Here is a 17,264-nt window from a genome sequence, read left to right on the forward strand (position 1 = left end):
TTTTAGATATCTTTGTTCGATTAAAATTTTCCCATGTTTAGCTCCTTGAGAGTTATCGTTAATTACAAGCAGGATTAGCAATGCTAGATTCTAAATTATTTCGTACTGAGCTGGACGAAACAGCAGCAAAACTAGCTCGTCGTGGCTTCACGTTAGACGTTGAGACTATTCGCCAATTGGAAGAAAAGCGTAAAGCTATTCAAGTTGATGTCGAAAACTTGCAATCCACACGTAACTCTATCTCCAAGCAAATTGGCCAAAAAATGGCTGCGGGTGATAAAGAAGGTGCTGAAGAAATCAAAAAGCAAATTGGTACTCTAGGCTCTGATCTAGATGCGAAGAAAATTGAACTAACAGAAGTTCAAGCTCAGCTAGAAGACATTACTTTATCAGTACCAAACCTACCTGATGAGTCTGTACCAAGTGGCAGAGACGAAAACGACAACGTTGAAGTTTCTCGTTGGGGTACGCCAAAACAATACGACTTTGAAGTAAAAGATCACGTTGATCTTGGTGAGTTGGCTGGCGGTTTAGATTTTGCTAGTGCTACTAAAATCACGGGTGCACGCTTTATCGTAATGAAGGGACAGTTTGCTCGTCTTCACCGTGCAATTGCTCAATTCATGCTTAACCTACACACTGAAGAACACGGTTATACAGAAATGTATGTGCCATACCTTGTTAATTCAGATAGCCTTTTTGGTACAGGTCAATTACCTAAGTTTGGTGAAGATCTATTCCATACCGAACCACTAACAGAAAAAGTAAACGATGAAGAGCCACGTAAACTGTCTTTGATTCCAACAGCTGAAGTTCCTGTTACTAATATGGTTCGCGACACTATTGTTGATGAAGCTGATTTGCCAATCAAGATGACGGCTCACACTCCGTGTTTCCGCTCTGAAGCAGGCTCTTACGGTCGTGACACTCGTGGTCTGATTCGTATGCACCAGTTCGACAAAGTTGAATTAGTACAAATCACTCGTCCTGAAGATTCAATGGCAGCATTGGAAGAACTAACAGGACACGCTGAGAAAGTTCTACAGTTGTTAGAGCTTCCTTACCGTAAAGTGGTTCTGTGTACTGGTGATATGGGCTTTGGCGCTCGTAAGACTTACGATCTTGAAGTCTGGGTTCCAGCTCAAGAAACGTACCGTGAGATTTCATCTTGTTCAACAACTGGTGATTTCCAAGCTCGTCGCATGCAAGCGCGTTTCCGTCGTAAAGGCGAGAAAAAACCAGAACTATTACATACTCTAAATGGTTCAGGTTTGGCTGTTGGTCGTACTATGGTCGCAATTTTAGAAAACTACCAACAAGCAGACGGTCGCATTGAGATCCCTGCGGTACTACAACCATTGATGGGCGGATTAACCCATATTGGTTAATTGTGTAGAATAAACAAAGGTCAGCTATCTAGCTGGCCTTTTTTATGTCAAAAATAACCTAATAAGTCGCTTTTATTCAGCCCCATTAATCATTTACTGCTATGTTTAATTCATTGTTTTAAATGTAGATTTAACTTAAATGAGGTTCTTATGGATGAGAAGAAGAAAGGCTTAGAGTATTTTAGTACCCCACAAAAATTATTCGTTGGTTATACACTGGCGATTTTAGTGGATTTGACGGTTTTAAACTTATTGGATGAATTTTGGCATTACGTCCATATTTCATCATTTATCGTGTCACTTGGCGCGGCGATTTTATTGCAGTTGTTACTCAAACTATCCATTGGTTTAGAGCATAAGCTGGCTAACTACTTCAAATCAAAACCGGGCACCGCCCCTAAAGTCTATCGCGGAATTAGTACTTACATTATTTTGGTAGGCTCTAAATTTGTCATGTTAGGCGCAATTGATCTTGTGTTTGGTGACGCCGTTTCGTTTAGCGGACCTTATAACGGTATCGTGGCGTTCTTTGGTGTGGTATTTGCCATTATGATTGCTGAAGCGATAGTCGGTAAAATTTACGTCGCCTTGGGCGATGATTAACGCTCATCTCATAGCGTAAGATTAGGAAAGGGTATTGGAAGTGACACTTGCTCCAATACCCAATACCCAATACCCAATGAGATAGCTAGCGTATAAATAACGCTTCATTTTGTAGGGCGCTTTCTATGGCAAAAATCAGTTGTTGTAGCGACTCTTTTTCAATAATGAAGGGGGGCATGATGTAAATCAGCTTGCCAAAAGGGCGGATCCACACGCCTTGCTCGACAAAGTGAGCTTGTATCTTTTCCATATTGACTGGGTGAGTGGTTTCGACCACGCCAATAGCGCCTAACACTCGAACATCTTTGACTAACGGATAATCTCGCAGTGTCGCTAAGCCTTGGGATAACTGAGATTCTATGCTCTTAACTTGCTGTTGCCATGCACCACTTTGTAAAATCGTTAAGCTGGCGCAGGCCACAGCGCAAGCCAATGGATTGCCCATAAAGGTGGGTCCATGCATAAAGCATCCCGCTTCACTGCTGCAAACGGTATTGGCAACTTTGGGCGTAGTTAAGGTGGCAGATAATGTCATATATCCGCCAGTTAAGGCTTTCCCAACACATAAAATATCAGGCTCAATGGCAGCGTGTTCAACGGCAAACATTTTTCCCGTACGACCAAATCCCGTGGCAATCTCGTCAGCAATCAGCAATATCCCATATTGATCGCAAAGCTCACGCACTCGCTTTAAATAGGTCGGATGATAAAGGCGCATCCCGCCTGCGCCTTGCACTATCGGTTCTAAAATAATGCCGGCTATATCTTGGTGATGCACAGCCAGTGTGTCGCGCATAGGTTGAATGTCGCGCTCATCCCAAGGGTCAAAGAAACCGCATTGTGGTGAATCGACAAAAATATGCTCAGGTAAAAAACCTTTATATAAAGAATGCATTGAATTATCAGGATCGGTGACAGACATCGCCGCAAAAGTGTCGCCATGATAACCGTGACGTAGGGTCAGAAACTTAGGGCGAGTTTCACCTAACGAATGCCAATATTGCAACGCCATTTTCAAGCTTACTTCCACCGCAACGGAACCCGAATCGGCTAAAAAAATGTGCTCAAGATTATTGGGCGCTAAATCGAGCAGCTTTTTGCCAAGCTCAATAGCTGGTTCATGAGTGATTCCGCCAAACATCACATGCGACATTCGATCAATTTGCTGGTGGGCGGCTTGATTAAGTTGCGGGTGGCAATAACCATGAATTGCAGACCACCAAGAAGACATACCATCGATTAACATCGAGCCATCTTCTAAGGTTAATTTTACCCCCGAAGCACTAGTAACAGGGTAACAAGTAAGAGGCGAGATGGTTGAGGTATACGGGTGCCAAAGGTGGTTCTTATCAAAGCTTAAATCCATAAATGAGCTCAAATTGTTTAATTTATAATCACTAGTAAACAAAGTTAACTTTGTTTTGTTGACAGTGTATCCCTTCGGGTTAGACTAGCCAAGCATCAGACCGTTAAAAAGGATAACAGCGTGGAAGTTCGTCATGATTGGACAGTTCAAGAGGTCCAGCAATTACTCAATCTCCCTTTTATGGACTTGCTTTATCAAGCACAGACCGTTCATCGTCAGCATCAGCAGCATAATTATGTTCAGGTAAGTACGCTTCTTTCTATTAAGACAGGCGCTTGTCCTGAGGACTGTAAGTATTGTCCGCAAAGTGCTCACTATCGCACTGATGTGGATAAAGAGCGTTTGATGGAAGTGGAGCGCGTATTAGAAGCGGCGGAAAAAGCCAAGAGCTCAGGTTCGACTCGTTTTTGTATGGGCGCGGCTTGGAAAAACCCTAAAGCGCGAGATATGCCTCTTTTGACGGATATGATCAAAGGCGTTAAGTCACTGGGTTTAGAAACCTGCATGACACTTGGTATGTTGACCCCCGATCAAGCATCGGAGCTTTCAACAGCTGGCCTTGATTACTACAACCATAACTTAGACACTTCTCCTGAGTACTACGGCAACATCATTACTACTCGTACCTATCAAGACCGTTTAGATACCTTGTCTCATGTGCGTGATGCGGGAATGAAAATTTGTTCAGGTGGCATCATTGGCTTAGGTGAAGGTTCCGCAGACAGAGCTGGTTTATTGGTTGAGTTAGCTAATCTTCCTGTACAACCTGAAAGTGTGCCTATCAACATGCTGGTTAAAGTCAAAGGCACGCCTTTGCAAGATGTCGAAGATGTTGATCCATTTGAGTTTATTAAATTAATCGCCATTGCGCGCATTATCATGCCTGAATCTGCCGTGCGTCTTTCTGCGGGTAGAGAAAGCATGAATGAGCAAATGCAGGCGCTATGTTTTATGGCCGGTGCAAACTCTATCTTTTATGGATGTAAGCTACTGACTACGCCAAATCCGGATGAAGACAGTGATATGCAGTTATTTAAAAAGCTGGGTATCAATACTGTTGCAACCAGTCAAAAGCCAGATGAAATTCAAGAGATGGAACTGCTTGAAGAGGTGAATGAGCGCGTTGCAGCAAGACCAACCAAAGATGACATCTTTTACGATGCCACTGTTTGAGTCTCGAATTAAACAAGCCTTGTCTACTCGTAAGCAGCAAGGCTTAACTCGAACTATTACCCCAACTATCGCCGGAAATACCGACACCATCCTCCTTAATCAGCAATCATTCATTAACTTCTCTAGCAATGATTATTTAGGGCTTGCCGATGATGAAGCACTAAAGCAAAGCTGGGCGAGCGCGATCAATGAATATGGGGTTGGCAGTGCTTCATCACCGATGGTGACAGGGCATAGTATTGCTCATCAACAATTACAGCAGACGTTGTGTGATTGGTTAGGCTATGAGCAAGCGGTATTGTTTAACTCTGGTTTTAGCGCCAATCAAGCGGCGTTATTTACTCTGCTACAAAAAGACGACAACCTGCTACAAGACAAGCTCAATCATGCCTCATTGATGGAAGCGGGTATGTTAAGCCCTGCCAAAATGCAGCGCTTCGCGCATAATGATACCCAAAGACTACAGCGCTTATTGCATAAAACTGGCCCCAGTTTAGTGGTTACTGAAGGCGTATTTAGCATGGATGGTGATACGGCCCCAATCAATGAGATTAACGCTTTATGTCAACAGAGTGGATCATGGCTGATGGTCGATGATGCGCATGGTATTGGTGTACTTGGTGATGAGGGACGTGGCAGTTGCGCTGCTGAAAATATTCATCCTCAACTATTAATCGTGACCTTTGGTAAAGCCATTGGCGTCCAAGGGGCGGCGATTTTATGTGATGACGTCACCGCAGACTATTTGCGTCAATACGCGCGTCATTTTGTGTATTCGACTGCCATGCCTGCTGCGCAAGCGGTCGCTGTGAGCAAATCTATTGAACTTATCCGTACTCAGCAATGGCGTCGAGACCATCTAGACAGTTTGCAACAGCACTATCATCAATCCATCTCTCATCTGCCTGGCTTTATTGAAACACAGACCCCAATCAAGCCTTATTTAGCCGGCAGTTCACAACGAGCTATGCAACTTGCTAGCCATTTACGCCAGCAAGGAATTTGGGCAACGGCAATCAGACCGCCTACGGTAGCTAAAGGCAAAGCTAGGATTCGCATTACGCTGTCAGCTAAACATCAATATCAACAAATAGATGCATTGGCGCAAAGCATAGAGCAGTTCGAGTTAAAGACAGTCAGTGAGGACGCATTGTGAGTTTAGCGATGATGAAGTCAAAGGTGGATGTCACTGCGCACAAACTGGCGATAGCCGATGCGTTTGGCCGCGCGGCGGGGCACTATGATAAGCATGCTCAGTTTCAGCGAGATGTGGTTGATACTTTACTGAGCGATCTGCCACTTTGTTTAAGCGGTTATCGCATTTTGGATGTGGGTTGTGGCACTGGCTACTTTACGGAGCAACTGATTTTGCGCGGCGCGAGTGTGGTTGCTTTGGATTTATCCGAGAAAATGTTAGATCAGGCGCGACTACGCTGTGCAGATAAAGCCACTTATTGTATTGGTGATGCTGAATCACTGCCATTTGCCGATGAAGAGTTTGATGTTGCGGTTTCAAGTTTAGCTTTGCAGTGGTGTGTTGATTTAAGCGTCCCATTATCAGAGTTGCTTCGAGTCATTAAGCCAACGGGCAGCGCGCTATTTTCTACCTTAGTAGATGGCTCGTTATTTGAGCTGCGCAAAGCTTGGTCTGCGGTTGATCAATATCAACATGTGAAACAGTTCATTGAGCAAAATCAGGTAAATATTGCGTTGGCTCAAGCAGGCAGTCAAAGCTATCACTTAGACTACAAGCTCATGACGTATTGGTATGACAGTGCTTTTGACCTAATGAAAGATCTTAAAGGCATTGGCGCAACTCAAATTGGTGGACGCTCTCAAGGTCTGACCAAGAAAAGCACCTTGCTTAAAGTTGAGCAGGCATACCAAGACCTTTTTCAACACCATCTCAGATTACCGGCAACTTATAGAGTGTGCCTAGGGCGAATTAACAAATGAAGAAGACATTTTTCATTGCTGGAACGGACACCGATGTAGGAAAAACCGTTGTATCAAGAGCGCTATTACAAGCTTTCAATGCTAAAGGTCTATCAACGATTGGTTATAAACCTGTTGCCGCAGGTTGCGAACCGACAGAGCAGGGCTTAACTAATTCTGATGCATTATATTTACAAGCGGCAGCCAGTATTGAACTTCCTTATCAAGACGTAAATCCTTGCTCATTGATGACTCCGGCTTCTCCGCATATTGCCGCAAACATTGATGAAACCGAAGTTGATACAAAACTATTATCGACCAAGCTTCATCAACATCAAACCAATGCCGATATCGTGTTGGTTGAAGGCGCTGGTGGATGGCGCGTGCCGATATCTTCAGAGCGTTACCTTTCACAATGGGTCGCTGAAGAAAAATTACCGGTGATCTTGGTCGTTGGCGTTAAGTTAGGCTGTTTAAATCATGCAATACTGACCGCAGAAACCATCAGAAATGATGGCTTAAATGTGATTGGTTGGGTAGCCAACCGCGTTAACCCATGTGAAGAGCACTATAAAGAGATCATTACCTTCTTAGAGGCAAGAATGGGCGCCCCAAAAATTGGTGAGATCCCTTATATGCGTAGTGTTAAGAAACAAGAGTTAAGCGATCACATTCACTTAGATGCGATTTTATAATCGGTTATTTATCGCGATGAGTATCATGAACGTTTAAAATAAAATGCCCACTATGAAGTGGGCATTTTGTTGTTTAAATACAAAGATTTAAACAAAATTTGTCTAGAGGCTATCCCTATTGGATATCACTTGCCTTTTTAGCTTGAGCATTGAGTACTTGCTGTTCAACTGTCTCGAAGTTGCCTAAACCTAGCTCTTCAAGAGCCTCTTCTTTGCTCATACCAAGGTGGCAACGCAGTATATCCAGTGCCATCTCATGATTAGTATTTTCACCCATAACGAACTCCTTTTGTTAATGCAAGGTTAAATAAGTTAGCGATTATTGGTTGTAATTTAGACTTATTCATTGATTTTAAGCAAGTTACTTCTATAAAAATTGCGTTAATTGTGACCACGCCCAACTATATTGTAGCAATTTGTTACCGTGAGAGAGTTTTCGCAATGAGTCCTCGTGTATACAATGTCATAATACAGATTCGGGATTGATGGTGTTTGTTTGGTCATTACTGATCGAATGGATTGAGAGTGAACATATTGGATTTTTATGGGTCTACTCTTATTACCGAAACCTATAATGACATAGATTTAGCTTCTTACTTTGGAGAACATGAATGAAGCGCGTAGCGTTATTTTTACTGACTAACCTTGCTGTTATTGCCGTATTGAGTGTGGTGTTAAACCTTGTATATGCCTTTACCGGTATTCAATCCGGTAGTCTTTCAGGTTTGCTTGTGTTGGCAGCAGTCTTTGGCTTTGGTGGCTCAATTATCTCTCTGATGATGTCAAAGGGTATGGCACTTCGTTCTGTCGGCGCTCAAGTAATTGAAAGCCCTCGCAACCAAACAGAGCATTGGCTAATAGAAACGGTGACTCGTCAAGCTCAGCAAGCTGGAATTGGCATGCCTACGGTCGCGGTGTATGACTCTGCAGATATCAATGCATTCGCCACAGGTGCAAAACGCGATGACTCATTAGTTGCAGTATCAACCGGTTTACTCAACAACATGACCCAAGATGAAGCAGAGGCGGTGCTAGCGCACGAAGTGAGCCACATTGCTAATGGTGACATGATTACCATGACCTTAATGCAAGGCGTGGTGAACACCTTCGTTATTTTCCTATCTCGCTTTATTGCTAACATCGTTGCGAATAACAACAATGATGAAGGTGAGGGCGGTTCTAACATGATGGTGTACTTTGGTATTTCTATGGTGTTGGAATTGGTGTTTGGATTCTTAGCTAGCTTCATCACTATGTGGTACAGCCGTAAGCGTGAATTTCATGCTGATGCAGGAGCGGCGCAACTGGTAGGCAAGCACAAAATGATTGCCGCGCTTGAGCGTCTTAAAACGAGCCACGAACCACAACTAGAAGGTTCAATGATGGCGTTTGGTATTAACGGCAAGCAATCATTGACAGAGCTATTAATGTCTCACCCACCACTAGATAAACGTATTGAAGCGCTAAGAAATACCGAGCACTTCTAATCCGTCTTTCTCAATGCAATCTCAAAAGCTTGGTGCAATCGCCAAGCTTTTTTTTTGATCTTTTTTTTATTTGCCACGTAAGTACAAGATAAGTAAATAAATACGCTACCTTAAAATGGCAAGGATGCCGAACACGCCCTACAAGGAATTGGATTATGAATGTCGATACTGTTGCCGATGTCTATCAAAGACTTAATAAGAATACACTCGATAGTCTTAAACAGATTTATCATCCAGATGTGGTTTTTGAAGATGCAGCCCATCAGTTAAATGGCTGGCAAGCATTGTCTGATTATTTTGAGCAACTGTATAGGAATGTGGCGGCTTGTCGTTTTGATATTCAAAGTACTCATCAAGCAGGTGAAGTCGGATTTATTATTTGGATTATGCGTCTGCGTCACCCCAAGCTCAAAGGGGGCAAAGAAGTGGCGGTTAGAGGAATTAGCCACATAGAATTTTTTGAAGGAAAAATCATTCATCATCGAGACTATTTTGATATGGGTGAGATGTTATATGAACAACTCCCTGTTCTAGGTTCGTTGATTAAAGCCATCAAAAAACGTTTGGGGCAATCATGAAACCGATTCTTATTACAGGCGCCACCTCTGGTATTGGTCAGCAATTAGCGAAAGATTATGCCCAAGCAGGAACCGTTGTGTATGCGTGTGGGCGCAATCAGCAAAAGCTGCAACAACTTGGTATGTTGTACTCAAATATCATCCCACTGCAATTTGATATTACCGATCGTCAGTCTTGTACACAGGCGTTGCAGCAGCTCGATCCTGTACCTAATACTTGGGTATTTAATGCCGGAGATTGTGAGTATATCGATGACGGTGTTATCAACGCGCAGTTACTTGAAAGAGTCTTTTCCACCAATGTGATTGGGCTTGCCAATACCATTGAAGCCGCTCAATCTCATTTTGTTTCTGGTCACCATTTGGTGATAGTCGGCTCCATAGCCAGCGAAATGGCGCTACCGAGAGCAGAAGCGTATGGCGCATCAAAAGCTGCGGTCAGTTACTTAGCACGAACCCTTGCGCTGGATTTATCCAGTAAAGGGATCAAAGTAACGACGGTATTCCCCGGTTTCGTCAAAACACCACTTACCGACAAAAATGATTTTCCTATGCCGATGATGGTTGATGTAGAAAGCGCCGCCAAAGCAATTAAAGACGGCATCAGCCGAGGAAAATCCCACATATATTTCCCTAAGCGTTTTACTTGGATATTGAGGTTTATTGGCAGTTTGCCATACTCAATTCAGCATGTGCTGGCTAAAAAACTGATTAAGGATTGATCACCATGAAGATAGCCATTATTGGAACTGGAATTTCAGGATTAACGTGCGGGTATCACTTGCACAAACAGCACGATGTCACTTTATTTGAAGCCAACAGCTATATTGGAGGTCATACCGCAACTGTTGACGTTAATGTTGATGGCAAACCTTACACCGTTGATACCGGCTTTATTGTTTACAACGATAGAACTTACCCTAACTTCATACAGATGATGGAAGAGATTGGGGTTAAAGGTAATCCAACGCAAATGAGCTTTAGCGTGCGTAATGATGGCAATGGTTTGGAATACAATGGGCATGGAATTTCAAACTTATTTGCGCAAAAGCGCAATTGGCTGAACCCTAAGTTTTATCTGTTTATCTTAGAGATCCTGCGATTTAATAAATTGGCAAAAGCACACGCTGATGATGACTCACTTGATGATAAAACATTAGGTTCATTTTTACATAAGCATCAGTTTAGTGATTATTTTAGTGAAAATTACATCTTGCCAATGGGCGCGGCAATTTGGTCTTCAACTTTGGCCGATATGCGCGCTTTTCCTTTGTCGTTCTTCTTACGCTTCTTTTTAAATCATGGCTTGTTAGACATTAAAAACAGACCGCAATGGTATGTTGTTCAAGGTGGCTCACGAGCGTATATCGAACCGCTGTGTCGAGGCTTCTCCGATAAAATCCATCTCAATTCACCGGTAGAAAAAATTCAGCGTACAGCCGTAGGTGTTCGCTTGTATGTGCAAGGTGTGTGGCAGTCTTTTGATCAGGTTATTTTTGCTTGTCACAGTAATCAGGCATTAGCGATTTTGGATGAGCAGCAAACACCTTTAGAGCAAGACATCTTAGGCGTAATGCATTATCAAGCCAATGAGGTTGTGTTGCATACAGATACGTCGTTCCTTCCCAAACGACATAAAGCGTGGGCTTCGTGGAATTATTATTTGCAAGGAGGCGATGACCAAGAGCAGTGTTTACCGACTCTGACTTACGATATGAACATCTTACAGCACATTGAATCTGAGCATACCTTTTGTGTGTCTCTCAATAACAGCCCCAATATCAATCCACAAAAAGTCCTGAAAAGCTTTATCTACCATCACCCTGTGTTTACTCGTGATTCCATTGCCGCACAACAGCGAAGTGACGAACTGCAAGGGCTAAATAATACTTGGTTTTGCGGCGCGTACTGGCGAAATGGCTTTCATGAAGATGGCGTGGTGAGCGCACTCAATGTGGTTAAGGCGATTAAAACGCTGGTATCAGAAGAAAAAGGCGCGGCATGAGTTGTTCAATATCAGGAGTTTTATTATGGCTGACTCAATAGTGGAAAACTCAACGTCAACACCAGCAATAACCAATTCGATAATAACCAGTTCGATAATGGTCGGCGAGGTCAGGCATAGACGTTTTTCTCCTGTGACTCATCGTATTAATTCGCCTTTATTTATGCCAAGCATCGATTTAGATGAACTTAGCGAATTAAAACAATCAGTATGGGGTTTTGGTGATAAATGGTGGCACTGGGCGCGCTTTTCTCGCAAGGATTATGTCGGTGAAGGCTGCCTTAAAAAAGCGGCGCAAGATAAAGTGTTTGAGCTTACAGGTAAGCGTTACAGTGGAAAGGTTATTGCTGTGGTACACCTTCGCTATTTAGGGCTCTATTTTAGCCCGGTTAATTTTTATTATATTTATGATGAAAATCAGCAGTGGCAAATGTTATTAGCGGAGGTCAGCAATACGCCATGGAATGAACGTCACTACTACGCCATTGATGCCAATCAAGGTCAAAATGGCGAAAATTGGACACATAAAAAAGCCTTTCACGTTTCGCCTTTTAATCCTATCAATCAGCAATATGTATGGAAATTAAAGCCATTAACTCACCGTTTGATGGTGCATTTAGAGTGTCATCGAGAGCAAAAGGAGTTTGATGCGACCTTATCGATGCAAGCACAGCCTTTTAATAGTAAAAACTTACTCAAACAATTGATCTTTACGCCACTAATGACAGTAAAAGTAGTCATGGGTATTTATTGGCACGCTTTAAAATTGTGGCTCAAAAAAGTACCCCTTTACCCTCATCCAGCAAAACATAAATAGCACACCACAAATAGTGCTGCAAAATAGCGTAATAATGCAGGAGATTTATGACTATGTATCAGACTCAAACTTTGACTATTGAAAAGGAATTTTCACCGATACAGCGCTCTGCGAGAGCCATTATTTTTAAGCATTTACAAAAGCTGCAACATGGTGAGTTAGTGATTACGGAGCAGTTTGATTCGCATAAGTTTGGCTCAGATAAGTTTGATTCATATAGCAGCGTAAACCATTTTGGTCCGTCTTTTTCCTCTATTCATAGCAGTATCAATGTTTATCACCCTGATTTTTACTCGCGAATGATAAAAGGCGGAAGCATTGCCGTAGCGGAAGCGTATATGGATGGCTGGTGGGACAGTAGCGACCTAACCTCAGTGATGACATTGATGGCATTAAACCTTAATGCTCTAGATGCGATGAACAATAAACAAAGCTTATTCACTAGCGCCTTACATAAGATAGATCATTGGTTAAATCGTAATACAGTGGCGAATTCTAAGAAAAACATTCAAGCGCATTACGACTTGGGCAATGATTTATACCAACAATTTTTAGATCGTAACATGTTGTATTCGAGCGCAATTTTTCATCACGCCAGCGACAGTTTAGAACAAGCGCAAGTGAACAAAATGGACAGATTGTGCCAGCAACTACAGCTAACAGCAGATGATCATGTGATTGAGATTGGTACGGGCTGGGGCGGCATGGCTATTTATATGGCGCAAACCTATGGTTGCCGCGTGACCACTACTACGATTTCTGAGGAGCAATTTGCTTATGCTCAGCAAAAAGTCGAACAGGCAGGGCTATTAGATAAAATAACCCTGCTTAAACAAGATTATCGAGATTTACAAGGGCAGTATGACAAGTTGGTTTCAATTGAAATGATAGAAGCGGTCGGTAAAGAATTTCTGCCTTCTTATATCAAAAAATGCCAACAGCTTCTAAAGCCGGGTGCTTTGATGGCGATCCAAAGCATTACCATTGCAGACCAACGTTTCGACTCTTACAGCAAAGGCGTCGACTTCATACAAAAATACATTTTCCCCGGCGGATTCTTACCTTCCGTTACCCATCTTTTACAACAAACTACTGAGCACAGTGATTTAGTTCTGCAAGACTTGCATGACATTGGCAGTGATTATGCTCGCACGCTAAAAGCGTGGCTACATCGCTTTAATCAAGCAGAGCCTGAGTTAGCAAGTTTTGGCTATGATCAGCGCTTTATGCGTATGTGGCGTTATTACCTATGCTATTGCGAAGGTGGATTTTTGGCTAAACGCATTAGTACCGTCCATTTAACCTTTAGAAATTCGATATAGGAGCAACATGATGAACAAGAGCTTACTGGTTAAGTCATTATGGTTTCAGTGCTTATGGTTTCTAGCGGTGATAGGTAGAGATAGTACGGTATTACTATTGTTTATTTGCGTGCTGGCGAGCATTGCTTTTTCTTATAAAAAACAACATATGCCACTGAGTTGGTTGGCAATGGTGGTGTTAGTGGGGGTAAGCCTTGATCTCATGCACAGCTTTGTCGGCTTGTTCGAATTTCCTGATGCGGGCATTCCTGGTTGGTTAGCCTTATTGTGGGTAAGTTTTGTTTGGTATGCCTATCAAATGAAATCTATTTTGACCCATTTTCCATTGTCTCTCGTATGTATGGTAGGCGCGTTGGGAGCGGCGGGCAGTTACTACGCAGGTATGAGTTTTGGTGCGGTGCACTGGCCTTATGCTAACGGATTAACCGCCATCATTTTAATGATTGAATGGGCATTGGTTTTTGCACTGATTATTTTCTCCCTTAACGCATTGCAAGCGCGACAAAATGGAGTAAAGCATCATGAGACGGATCCTACCTAAAACCTTATTGGCGTGCGTCACCACCATTATCTGCATGATGAGCACGCCCAGTCCAACACAAGCTCAAGAACTCACTGGTCATGAGACAACAACTGAAGATTGGAAACAATGGCCTTTAATTGGCCGTGCTGATTTAGATGTGTTGTTTTTTGATATTTATACGTCGGAGCTTCGTGCGCCACAAGGGCGCTATACCCTTGGTCGTGATTTATCGCCGCATCCAGTGGCTCTATCAATTACCTATGAAAGAGACATATCCAAAAAACACCTCATCAAAGAAACCGGTAAGCAATGGCGCAACTTAGGTTATGCAAAAGAACAATCCTTAGCTTGGTTAGACCGACTTGAAGGGATCTATCCTGATGTGGCACTGGGTGAACAGTTGGTGTATGTCACTGATGGGCAGTTAGGCTCATTTTTCTATATTCGAAATGACGGCTCGTCAGAGCTTCGAGGTGAAGTCATTGATGAAGCGCTCAATGATGCCTTTTTAGCGATTTGGTTATCCCCGCAAACAGAATACCCAAAGCACCGCTTACAATTATTAGGGATGAATTAAAATGATTAAGTTGTTGAGAGTGGCGTTGGTGACTGTTGTCTGTTGGATTACTGTCATAGGTTGCAGTGCTGAAGTGGGTGATTATAAAGATCAAGGCCCTGCGTTTGATCTATTTGGTTATTTTGACGGTTCAGTTGTAGCTTGGGGTATGGTGCAAGATAGAAGCGGTAAACAGACAAGGCGTTTTCAAGTTGAACTACAAGGCAGTGTTAAACAAGATACCTTAACATTGCATGAAGCGTTTTCTTTTGAAAATGGTGAACACTCGACTCGCACTTGGGTGATAAAACGTTTACCAGATGGTCATTATCAAGGTCAGGCTGATGATATTGACGGCATAGCGACAGGCGTGGAAGTTGGTAATGCGCTGCATTGGACTTATGATTTTGAATTACCTAGAGGGGAGTCAACAGTATTAGTTGCCTTTGATGACTGGTTGTATCGACAAGATGAAAGGCATGTATTTAATCTTACGTCTATACGAAAGCTAGGAATCGAATTTGGAACATTAACCTTATTTTTCCAAAAGAACCCGTAACTTGTGTTATATCTCACTGTTTGTTACAAAATCTTAGGGTAGGTCAAAGGGACTTACCTTCATTTATGGTAGTATCTTTGCATTGTTAGTTTATTTTGTGTAATTAATGACCACTATTATTGAATCTAAACCTATTCTATTTCATAAAGCCTTCCGCCACTCAAGTTCTCAGGAGTGGGTTGTTTTTGTGCATGGTGCAGGGGGAAGTTCATCGATCTGGTTTAAACAAATTAAAGCTTATCGAGAGCATTTTAATGTGCTGCTGGTGGACCTTCGTGGGCATGGCAAGTCTAATACACTGTTTAAAGACATTATAAGTAAGCGTTATACATTTGAATCAGTCACAAATGATATTTTACATGTGCTCGATCACCTTAAAATAAAATCAGCGCATTTTGTGGGAATGTCTTTGGGAACCATTATTGTGCGTACTCTGGCAGAAATGGCCGGTGATCGCGTAAAATCTATGGTATTGGGCGGTGCAGTCACTCGCTTTAATACTCGATCTCAAATTTTAGTCAAACTGGGTAATTTGTGTAAAAACATCATGCCATATATGTGGCTGTATAGCCTATTTGCTTGGATTGTGATGCCGCAGAAAGGACAGGTTGAATCTCGTTTGATGTTTATTCGTGAAGCTAGAAAATTGTGTCAAAAAGAGTTTAAACGTTGGTTTAAATTAGCCGCAGATGTCAATCCGATCATGCGTTACTTTAAAGATAAAGAACTGGCTATTCCGACGCTGTATTTAATGGGTGATAAAGACTATATGTTCATTAAGCCAGTTAAAGAAATGGTTTCAGTGCATAAAAATAGTCAGTTAGTTGAAATTGAAGACTGTGGGCATGTCTGTAATGTCGAACGTCCGCATGAATTTAATCAACAGTCGATTGCTTTTATCCAGTCTCAAAGTAAGTAGTGACATCTAATTAAACAATGACAATAACAATAACAATATAATTAAATAACAGCCGCGTCATCTGGTGCGCTGCTGCCACATTGCCAGCACAGTGCAAACTGACCTTCATTAATTTCCTCGCACCCTTCACATCGCCATCTTGGTGAATCATTGTGGCTATTTTCAAATTCCGCAATGATGACACTGGCTTGTTGATGTTTATGCAGGTCAACTAACCAAAGGTAAGGAAGGCTCGAATCATCCATCGGTAATTCGCCTTGCAGACCGAACATGCCTTCACCTCGAACTTCCACTTGAATATTATGGCTGATCAACAGCTCACATAAAATATGAGCCTGTGGTGGGTTTTGTGCGACGAACAACTTCATTAATATCCTTCTCTATTGTTATATCAATCATCAATCATCAATCACCAATGATCAATGATCAATGATCAATGATACTTGGAACCTATCTAGGCCGGGCTTGAATCATTATTTGGGCGAATCTTAGCCATTATCCATTTTGCGATAAATGGGAATAAACCAAGTAAGGCAAATGATGCCAGCACAGTAGGGGATACAATACCCGATAAGCTGTCTATCTCGGCCAGTTGCGTACCTGCATTAAGGTAAACCATGGTACCTGCTAACATGCCTAATTGACTAAATAGATAAAACTTGGCGATAGAGATAGGGGTGAGTCCCATCAATAGGTTAATTAAGAAGAATGGGAAGACGGGGATTAGACGTAAGGTGAATAGATAAAAGGCACCGTCTTTTTCTACGCCTTTATTGATGGTTGTTAGCTTTGAGCCAAACTTTGTTTGTACCCAGTCACGAAGAAGGTAACGACTACTCAAGAAGGCCAGAGTTGCACCTATGGTACTTGCAAAGGAGACCAGCAGTAAGCTTGTCCAGAAGCCAAATAGGGCCGCGCCTAATAGTGTTACAACTGCCGCACCAGGAATAGAAAAGGCAGTGACAATAATGTAACCAACAAAATAAATTAGCGCAGAGGTGAATAAATGCTGGTCAATATGAGCATTAAGGGCTAGTTGCTGAGCTTTTGCGTTTTCTAGAGTCAGGTATTGTCCAAAATTCATACCTAGCCCAACAATAACGGCGATTAAAATCAGCCCAATAATTAATTTCTTATTCATAAGTGTGCCTTTTACATTCTGGTTAAATATAGAGACACGAGTAGAAATAAAAAACTTTCATTTATCATGTAAATTTCTCTAAACCGTGCACTATTTCAGACCACTTAATTACTGTGATTGGTACGAGTATAAAAGTGATAGGCATAAAAAAACAGGCAACTTACGTTACCTGTTTCGTTCATGAGCAATTTAATTGG

The 17,264-nt window shown here is 42.2% G+C and carries 20 protein-coding genes; 16 read left to right on the forward strand and 4 right to left on the reverse strand.

Translation table 11 applies throughout. The annotated features are described in order from the left end of the window. The first annotated feature begins 80 nt into the window (after nucleotides 1–80). Complete coding sequence (gene serS / locus A9260_RS00465; protein WP_068695101.1) at nucleotides 81–1,388, forward strand: serine--tRNA ligase; 1,308 nt, start codon at nucleotides 81–83, stop codon at nucleotides 1,386–1,388. A gap of 150 nt (nucleotides 1,389–1,538) precedes the next feature. Continuing rightward, complete coding sequence (locus tag A9260_RS00470; protein WP_068695103.1) at nucleotides 1,539–1,991, forward strand: hypothetical protein; 453 nt, start codon at nucleotides 1,539–1,541, stop codon at nucleotides 1,989–1,991. Between the two features lie 85 nt (nucleotides 1,992–2,076). Here A9260_RS00470 and bioA read toward each other — a convergent pair whose 3' ends face one another. Then, entirely contained in the window at nucleotides 2,077–3,357 is a 1,281-nt protein-coding gene (gene bioA, locus A9260_RS00475) for an adenosylmethionine--8-amino-7-oxononanoate transaminase (RefSeq protein WP_068695105.1), read from the reverse strand. 120 nt (nucleotides 3,358–3,477) lie between these two features. On the opposite strand from bioA, the gene bioB reads away from it, so the two are divergent. Genes bioB through bioD form a run of 4 tightly spaced genes read left to right on the forward strand, consistent with a single transcriptional unit; the run spans nucleotide 3,478 to nucleotide 7,160 of the window. After that, nucleotides 3,478–4,530: a biotin synthase BioB gene (bioB, locus tag A9260_RS00480; RefSeq protein ID WP_068695107.1), complete on the forward strand. Its 1,053-nt coding sequence runs from the start codon at nucleotides 3,478–3,480 to the stop codon at nucleotides 4,528–4,530. Continuing rightward, nucleotides 4,517–5,686: an 8-amino-7-oxononanoate synthase gene (gene bioF, locus A9260_RS00485; protein ID WP_068695109.1), complete on the forward strand. Its 1,170-nt coding sequence runs from the start codon at nucleotides 4,517–4,519 to the stop codon at nucleotides 5,684–5,686. The genes bioB and bioF overlap by 14 nt, the downstream gene beginning before the upstream one ends. 8 nt (nucleotides 5,687–5,694) lie before the next feature. Continuing rightward, nucleotides 5,695–6,486 carry a malonyl-ACP O-methyltransferase BioC gene (gene bioC, locus A9260_RS00490; protein WP_068695478.1) on the forward strand — a complete coding sequence of 264 codons (792 nt, stop codon included), beginning with the start codon at nucleotides 5,695–5,697 and terminating at the stop codon, nucleotides 6,484–6,486. Next, the gene (gene bioD / locus A9260_RS00495) at nucleotides 6,483–7,160 is read left to right on the forward strand and encodes a dethiobiotin synthase (RefSeq protein WP_068695111.1); all 678 of its coding nucleotides are present in this window, start codon (nucleotides 6,483–6,485) and stop codon (nucleotides 7,158–7,160) included. The genes bioC and bioD overlap by 4 nt, the downstream gene beginning before the upstream one ends. Nucleotides 7,161–7,275: 115 nt before the next feature. Here the strand turns inward: bioD and A9260_RS16980 are convergent, their stop codons facing one another. Then, on the reverse strand, nucleotides 7,276–7,437 hold the full coding sequence (locus A9260_RS16980) for a hypothetical protein (RefSeq protein WP_197485298.1): 162 nt from the start codon (nucleotides 7,435–7,437) through the stop codon (nucleotides 7,276–7,278). Nucleotides 7,438–7,771: 334 nt separating this feature from the next. Between A9260_RS16980 and htpX the strand changes: the two genes are divergently transcribed. The 10 genes from htpX to A9260_RS00545 all read left to right on the forward strand — a co-directional run bounded on the left by htpX (nucleotide 7,772) and on the right by A9260_RS00545 (nucleotide 15,926). Further along, nucleotides 7,772–8,647, forward strand: coding sequence for a protease HtpX (gene htpX / locus A9260_RS00500; RefSeq protein WP_068695113.1), 876 nt, complete (start codon nucleotides 7,772–7,774; stop codon nucleotides 8,645–8,647). Nucleotides 8,648–8,802: 155 nt separating this feature from the next. Then, nucleotides 8,803–9,225: a nuclear transport factor 2 family protein gene (locus A9260_RS00505; protein ID WP_068695115.1), complete on the forward strand. Its 423-nt coding sequence runs from the start codon at nucleotides 8,803–8,805 to the stop codon at nucleotides 9,223–9,225. Further along, nucleotides 9,222–9,947: an SDR family NAD(P)-dependent oxidoreductase gene (locus tag A9260_RS00510; protein WP_068695117.1), complete on the forward strand. Its 726-nt coding sequence runs from the start codon at nucleotides 9,222–9,224 to the stop codon at nucleotides 9,945–9,947. Before A9260_RS00505 ends, A9260_RS00510 begins: the two co-directional genes overlap by 4 nt. A gap of 5 nt (nucleotides 9,948–9,952) precedes the next feature. Continuing rightward, entirely contained in the window at nucleotides 9,953–11,230 is a 1,278-nt protein-coding gene (locus tag A9260_RS00515; RefSeq protein ID WP_068695119.1) for an NAD(P)/FAD-dependent oxidoreductase, read from the forward strand. A gap of 97 nt (nucleotides 11,231–11,327) precedes the next feature. Next, nucleotides 11,328–12,047, forward strand: a complete 720-nt coding sequence (locus tag A9260_RS00520) for a DUF1365 domain-containing protein (protein WP_068695480.1) — start codon at nucleotides 11,328–11,330, stop codon at nucleotides 12,045–12,047. Between the two features lie 53 nt (nucleotides 12,048–12,100). Next, nucleotides 12,101–13,369: an SAM-dependent methyltransferase gene (locus A9260_RS00525; protein WP_068695482.1), complete on the forward strand. Its 1,269-nt coding sequence runs from the start codon at nucleotides 12,101–12,103 to the stop codon at nucleotides 13,367–13,369. Between the two features lie 7 nt (nucleotides 13,370–13,376). Continuing rightward, nucleotides 13,377–13,910, forward strand: a complete 534-nt coding sequence (locus A9260_RS00530) for a DUF2878 domain-containing protein (protein WP_231892616.1) — start codon at nucleotides 13,377–13,379, stop codon at nucleotides 13,908–13,910. Nucleotides 13,911–13,944: 34 nt separating this feature from the next. Next, a complete protein-coding gene (locus A9260_RS00535) occupies nucleotides 13,945–14,469 on the forward strand; it encodes a hypothetical protein (RefSeq protein WP_156683987.1) in 525 nt (174 codons plus the stop codon). A gap of 1 nt (nucleotide 14,470) precedes the next feature. Next, on the forward strand, nucleotides 14,471–15,007 hold the full coding sequence (locus A9260_RS00540) for a DUF3833 domain-containing protein (RefSeq protein ID WP_068695125.1): 537 nt from the start codon (nucleotides 14,471–14,473) through the stop codon (nucleotides 15,005–15,007). Nucleotides 15,008–15,113: 106 nt separating this feature from the next. Continuing rightward, complete coding sequence (locus tag A9260_RS00545; protein ID WP_068695127.1) at nucleotides 15,114–15,926, forward strand: alpha/beta fold hydrolase; 813 nt, start codon at nucleotides 15,114–15,116, stop codon at nucleotides 15,924–15,926. 41 nt (nucleotides 15,927–15,967) lie between these two features. On the opposite strand, the gene A9260_RS00550 is transcribed toward A9260_RS00545, so the two are convergent. Then, a complete protein-coding gene (locus A9260_RS00550; protein WP_068695129.1) occupies nucleotides 15,968–16,294 on the reverse strand; it encodes a hypothetical protein in 327 nt (108 codons plus the stop codon). 86 nt (nucleotides 16,295–16,380) lie between these two features. Then, a complete protein-coding gene (locus A9260_RS00555) occupies nucleotides 16,381–17,067 on the reverse strand; it encodes a TVP38/TMEM64 family protein (protein ID WP_068695131.1) in 687 nt (228 codons plus the stop codon). Nucleotides 17,068–17,264 lie beyond the last annotated feature (197 nt).

The organism is Vibrio sp. UCD-FRSSP16_30 (assembly GCF_001676025.1).
In the GTDB taxonomy this organism is placed as follows: Bacteria; Pseudomonadota; Gammaproteobacteria; order Enterobacterales; family Vibrionaceae; genus Vibrio.

What these genes read in the sequence shown, in the direction of transcription:
- serS (WP_068695101.1), top strand. Translation starts at nt 81, where the DNA reads ATGCTAGATTCTAAATTATTTCGTACTGAGCTGGACGAAACAGCAGCA.
- A9260_RS00470 (WP_068695103.1), top strand. Translation starts at nt 1,539, where the DNA reads ATGGATGAGAAGAAGAAAGGCTTAGAGTATTTTAGTACCCCACAAAAA.
- bioA (WP_068695105.1), bottom strand. Translation starts at nt 3,357, where the DNA reads ATGGATTTAAGCTTTGATAAGAACCACCTTTGGCACCCGTATACCTCA.
- bioF (WP_068695109.1), top strand. Translation starts at nt 4,517, where the DNA reads ATGCCACTGTTTGAGTCTCGAATTAAACAAGCCTTGTCTACTCGTAAG.
- bioC (WP_068695478.1), top strand. Translation starts at nt 5,695, where the DNA reads ATGATGAAGTCAAAGGTGGATGTCACTGCGCACAAACTGGCGATAGCC.
- bioD (WP_068695111.1), top strand. Translation starts at nt 6,483, where the DNA reads ATGAAGAAGACATTTTTCATTGCTGGAACGGACACCGATGTAGGAAAA.
- A9260_RS16980 (WP_197485298.1), bottom strand. Translation starts at nt 7,437, where the DNA reads ATGGGTGAAAATACTAATCATGAGATGGCACTGGATATACTGCGTTGC.
- htpX (WP_068695113.1), top strand. Translation starts at nt 7,772, where the DNA reads ATGAAGCGCGTAGCGTTATTTTTACTGACTAACCTTGCTGTTATTGCC.
- A9260_RS00505 (WP_068695115.1), top strand. Translation starts at nt 8,803, where the DNA reads ATGAATGTCGATACTGTTGCCGATGTCTATCAAAGACTTAATAAGAAT.
- A9260_RS00510 (WP_068695117.1), top strand. Translation starts at nt 9,222, where the DNA reads ATGAAACCGATTCTTATTACAGGCGCCACCTCTGGTATTGGTCAGCAA.
- A9260_RS00515 (WP_068695119.1), top strand. Translation starts at nt 9,953, where the DNA reads ATGAAGATAGCCATTATTGGAACTGGAATTTCAGGATTAACGTGCGGG.
- A9260_RS00520 (WP_068695480.1), top strand. Translation starts at nt 11,328, where the DNA reads ATGGTCGGCGAGGTCAGGCATAGACGTTTTTCTCCTGTGACTCATCGT.
- A9260_RS00525 (WP_068695482.1), top strand. Translation starts at nt 12,101, where the DNA reads ATGTATCAGACTCAAACTTTGACTATTGAAAAGGAATTTTCACCGATA.
- A9260_RS00530 (WP_231892616.1), top strand. Translation starts at nt 13,377, where the DNA reads ATGATGAACAAGAGCTTACTGGTTAAGTCATTATGGTTTCAGTGCTTA.
- A9260_RS00535 (WP_156683987.1), top strand. Translation starts at nt 13,945, where the DNA reads ATGATGAGCACGCCCAGTCCAACACAAGCTCAAGAACTCACTGGTCAT.
- A9260_RS00540 (WP_068695125.1), top strand. Translation starts at nt 14,471, where the DNA reads ATGATTAAGTTGTTGAGAGTGGCGTTGGTGACTGTTGTCTGTTGGATT.
- A9260_RS00545 (WP_068695127.1), top strand. Translation starts at nt 15,114, where the DNA reads ATGACCACTATTATTGAATCTAAACCTATTCTATTTCATAAAGCCTTC.
- A9260_RS00550 (WP_068695129.1), bottom strand. Translation starts at nt 16,294, where the DNA reads ATGAAGTTGTTCGTCGCACAAAACCCACCACAGGCTCATATTTTATGT.
- A9260_RS00555 (WP_068695131.1), bottom strand. Translation starts at nt 17,067, where the DNA reads ATGAATAAGAAATTAATTATTGGGCTGATTTTAATCGCCGTTATTGTT.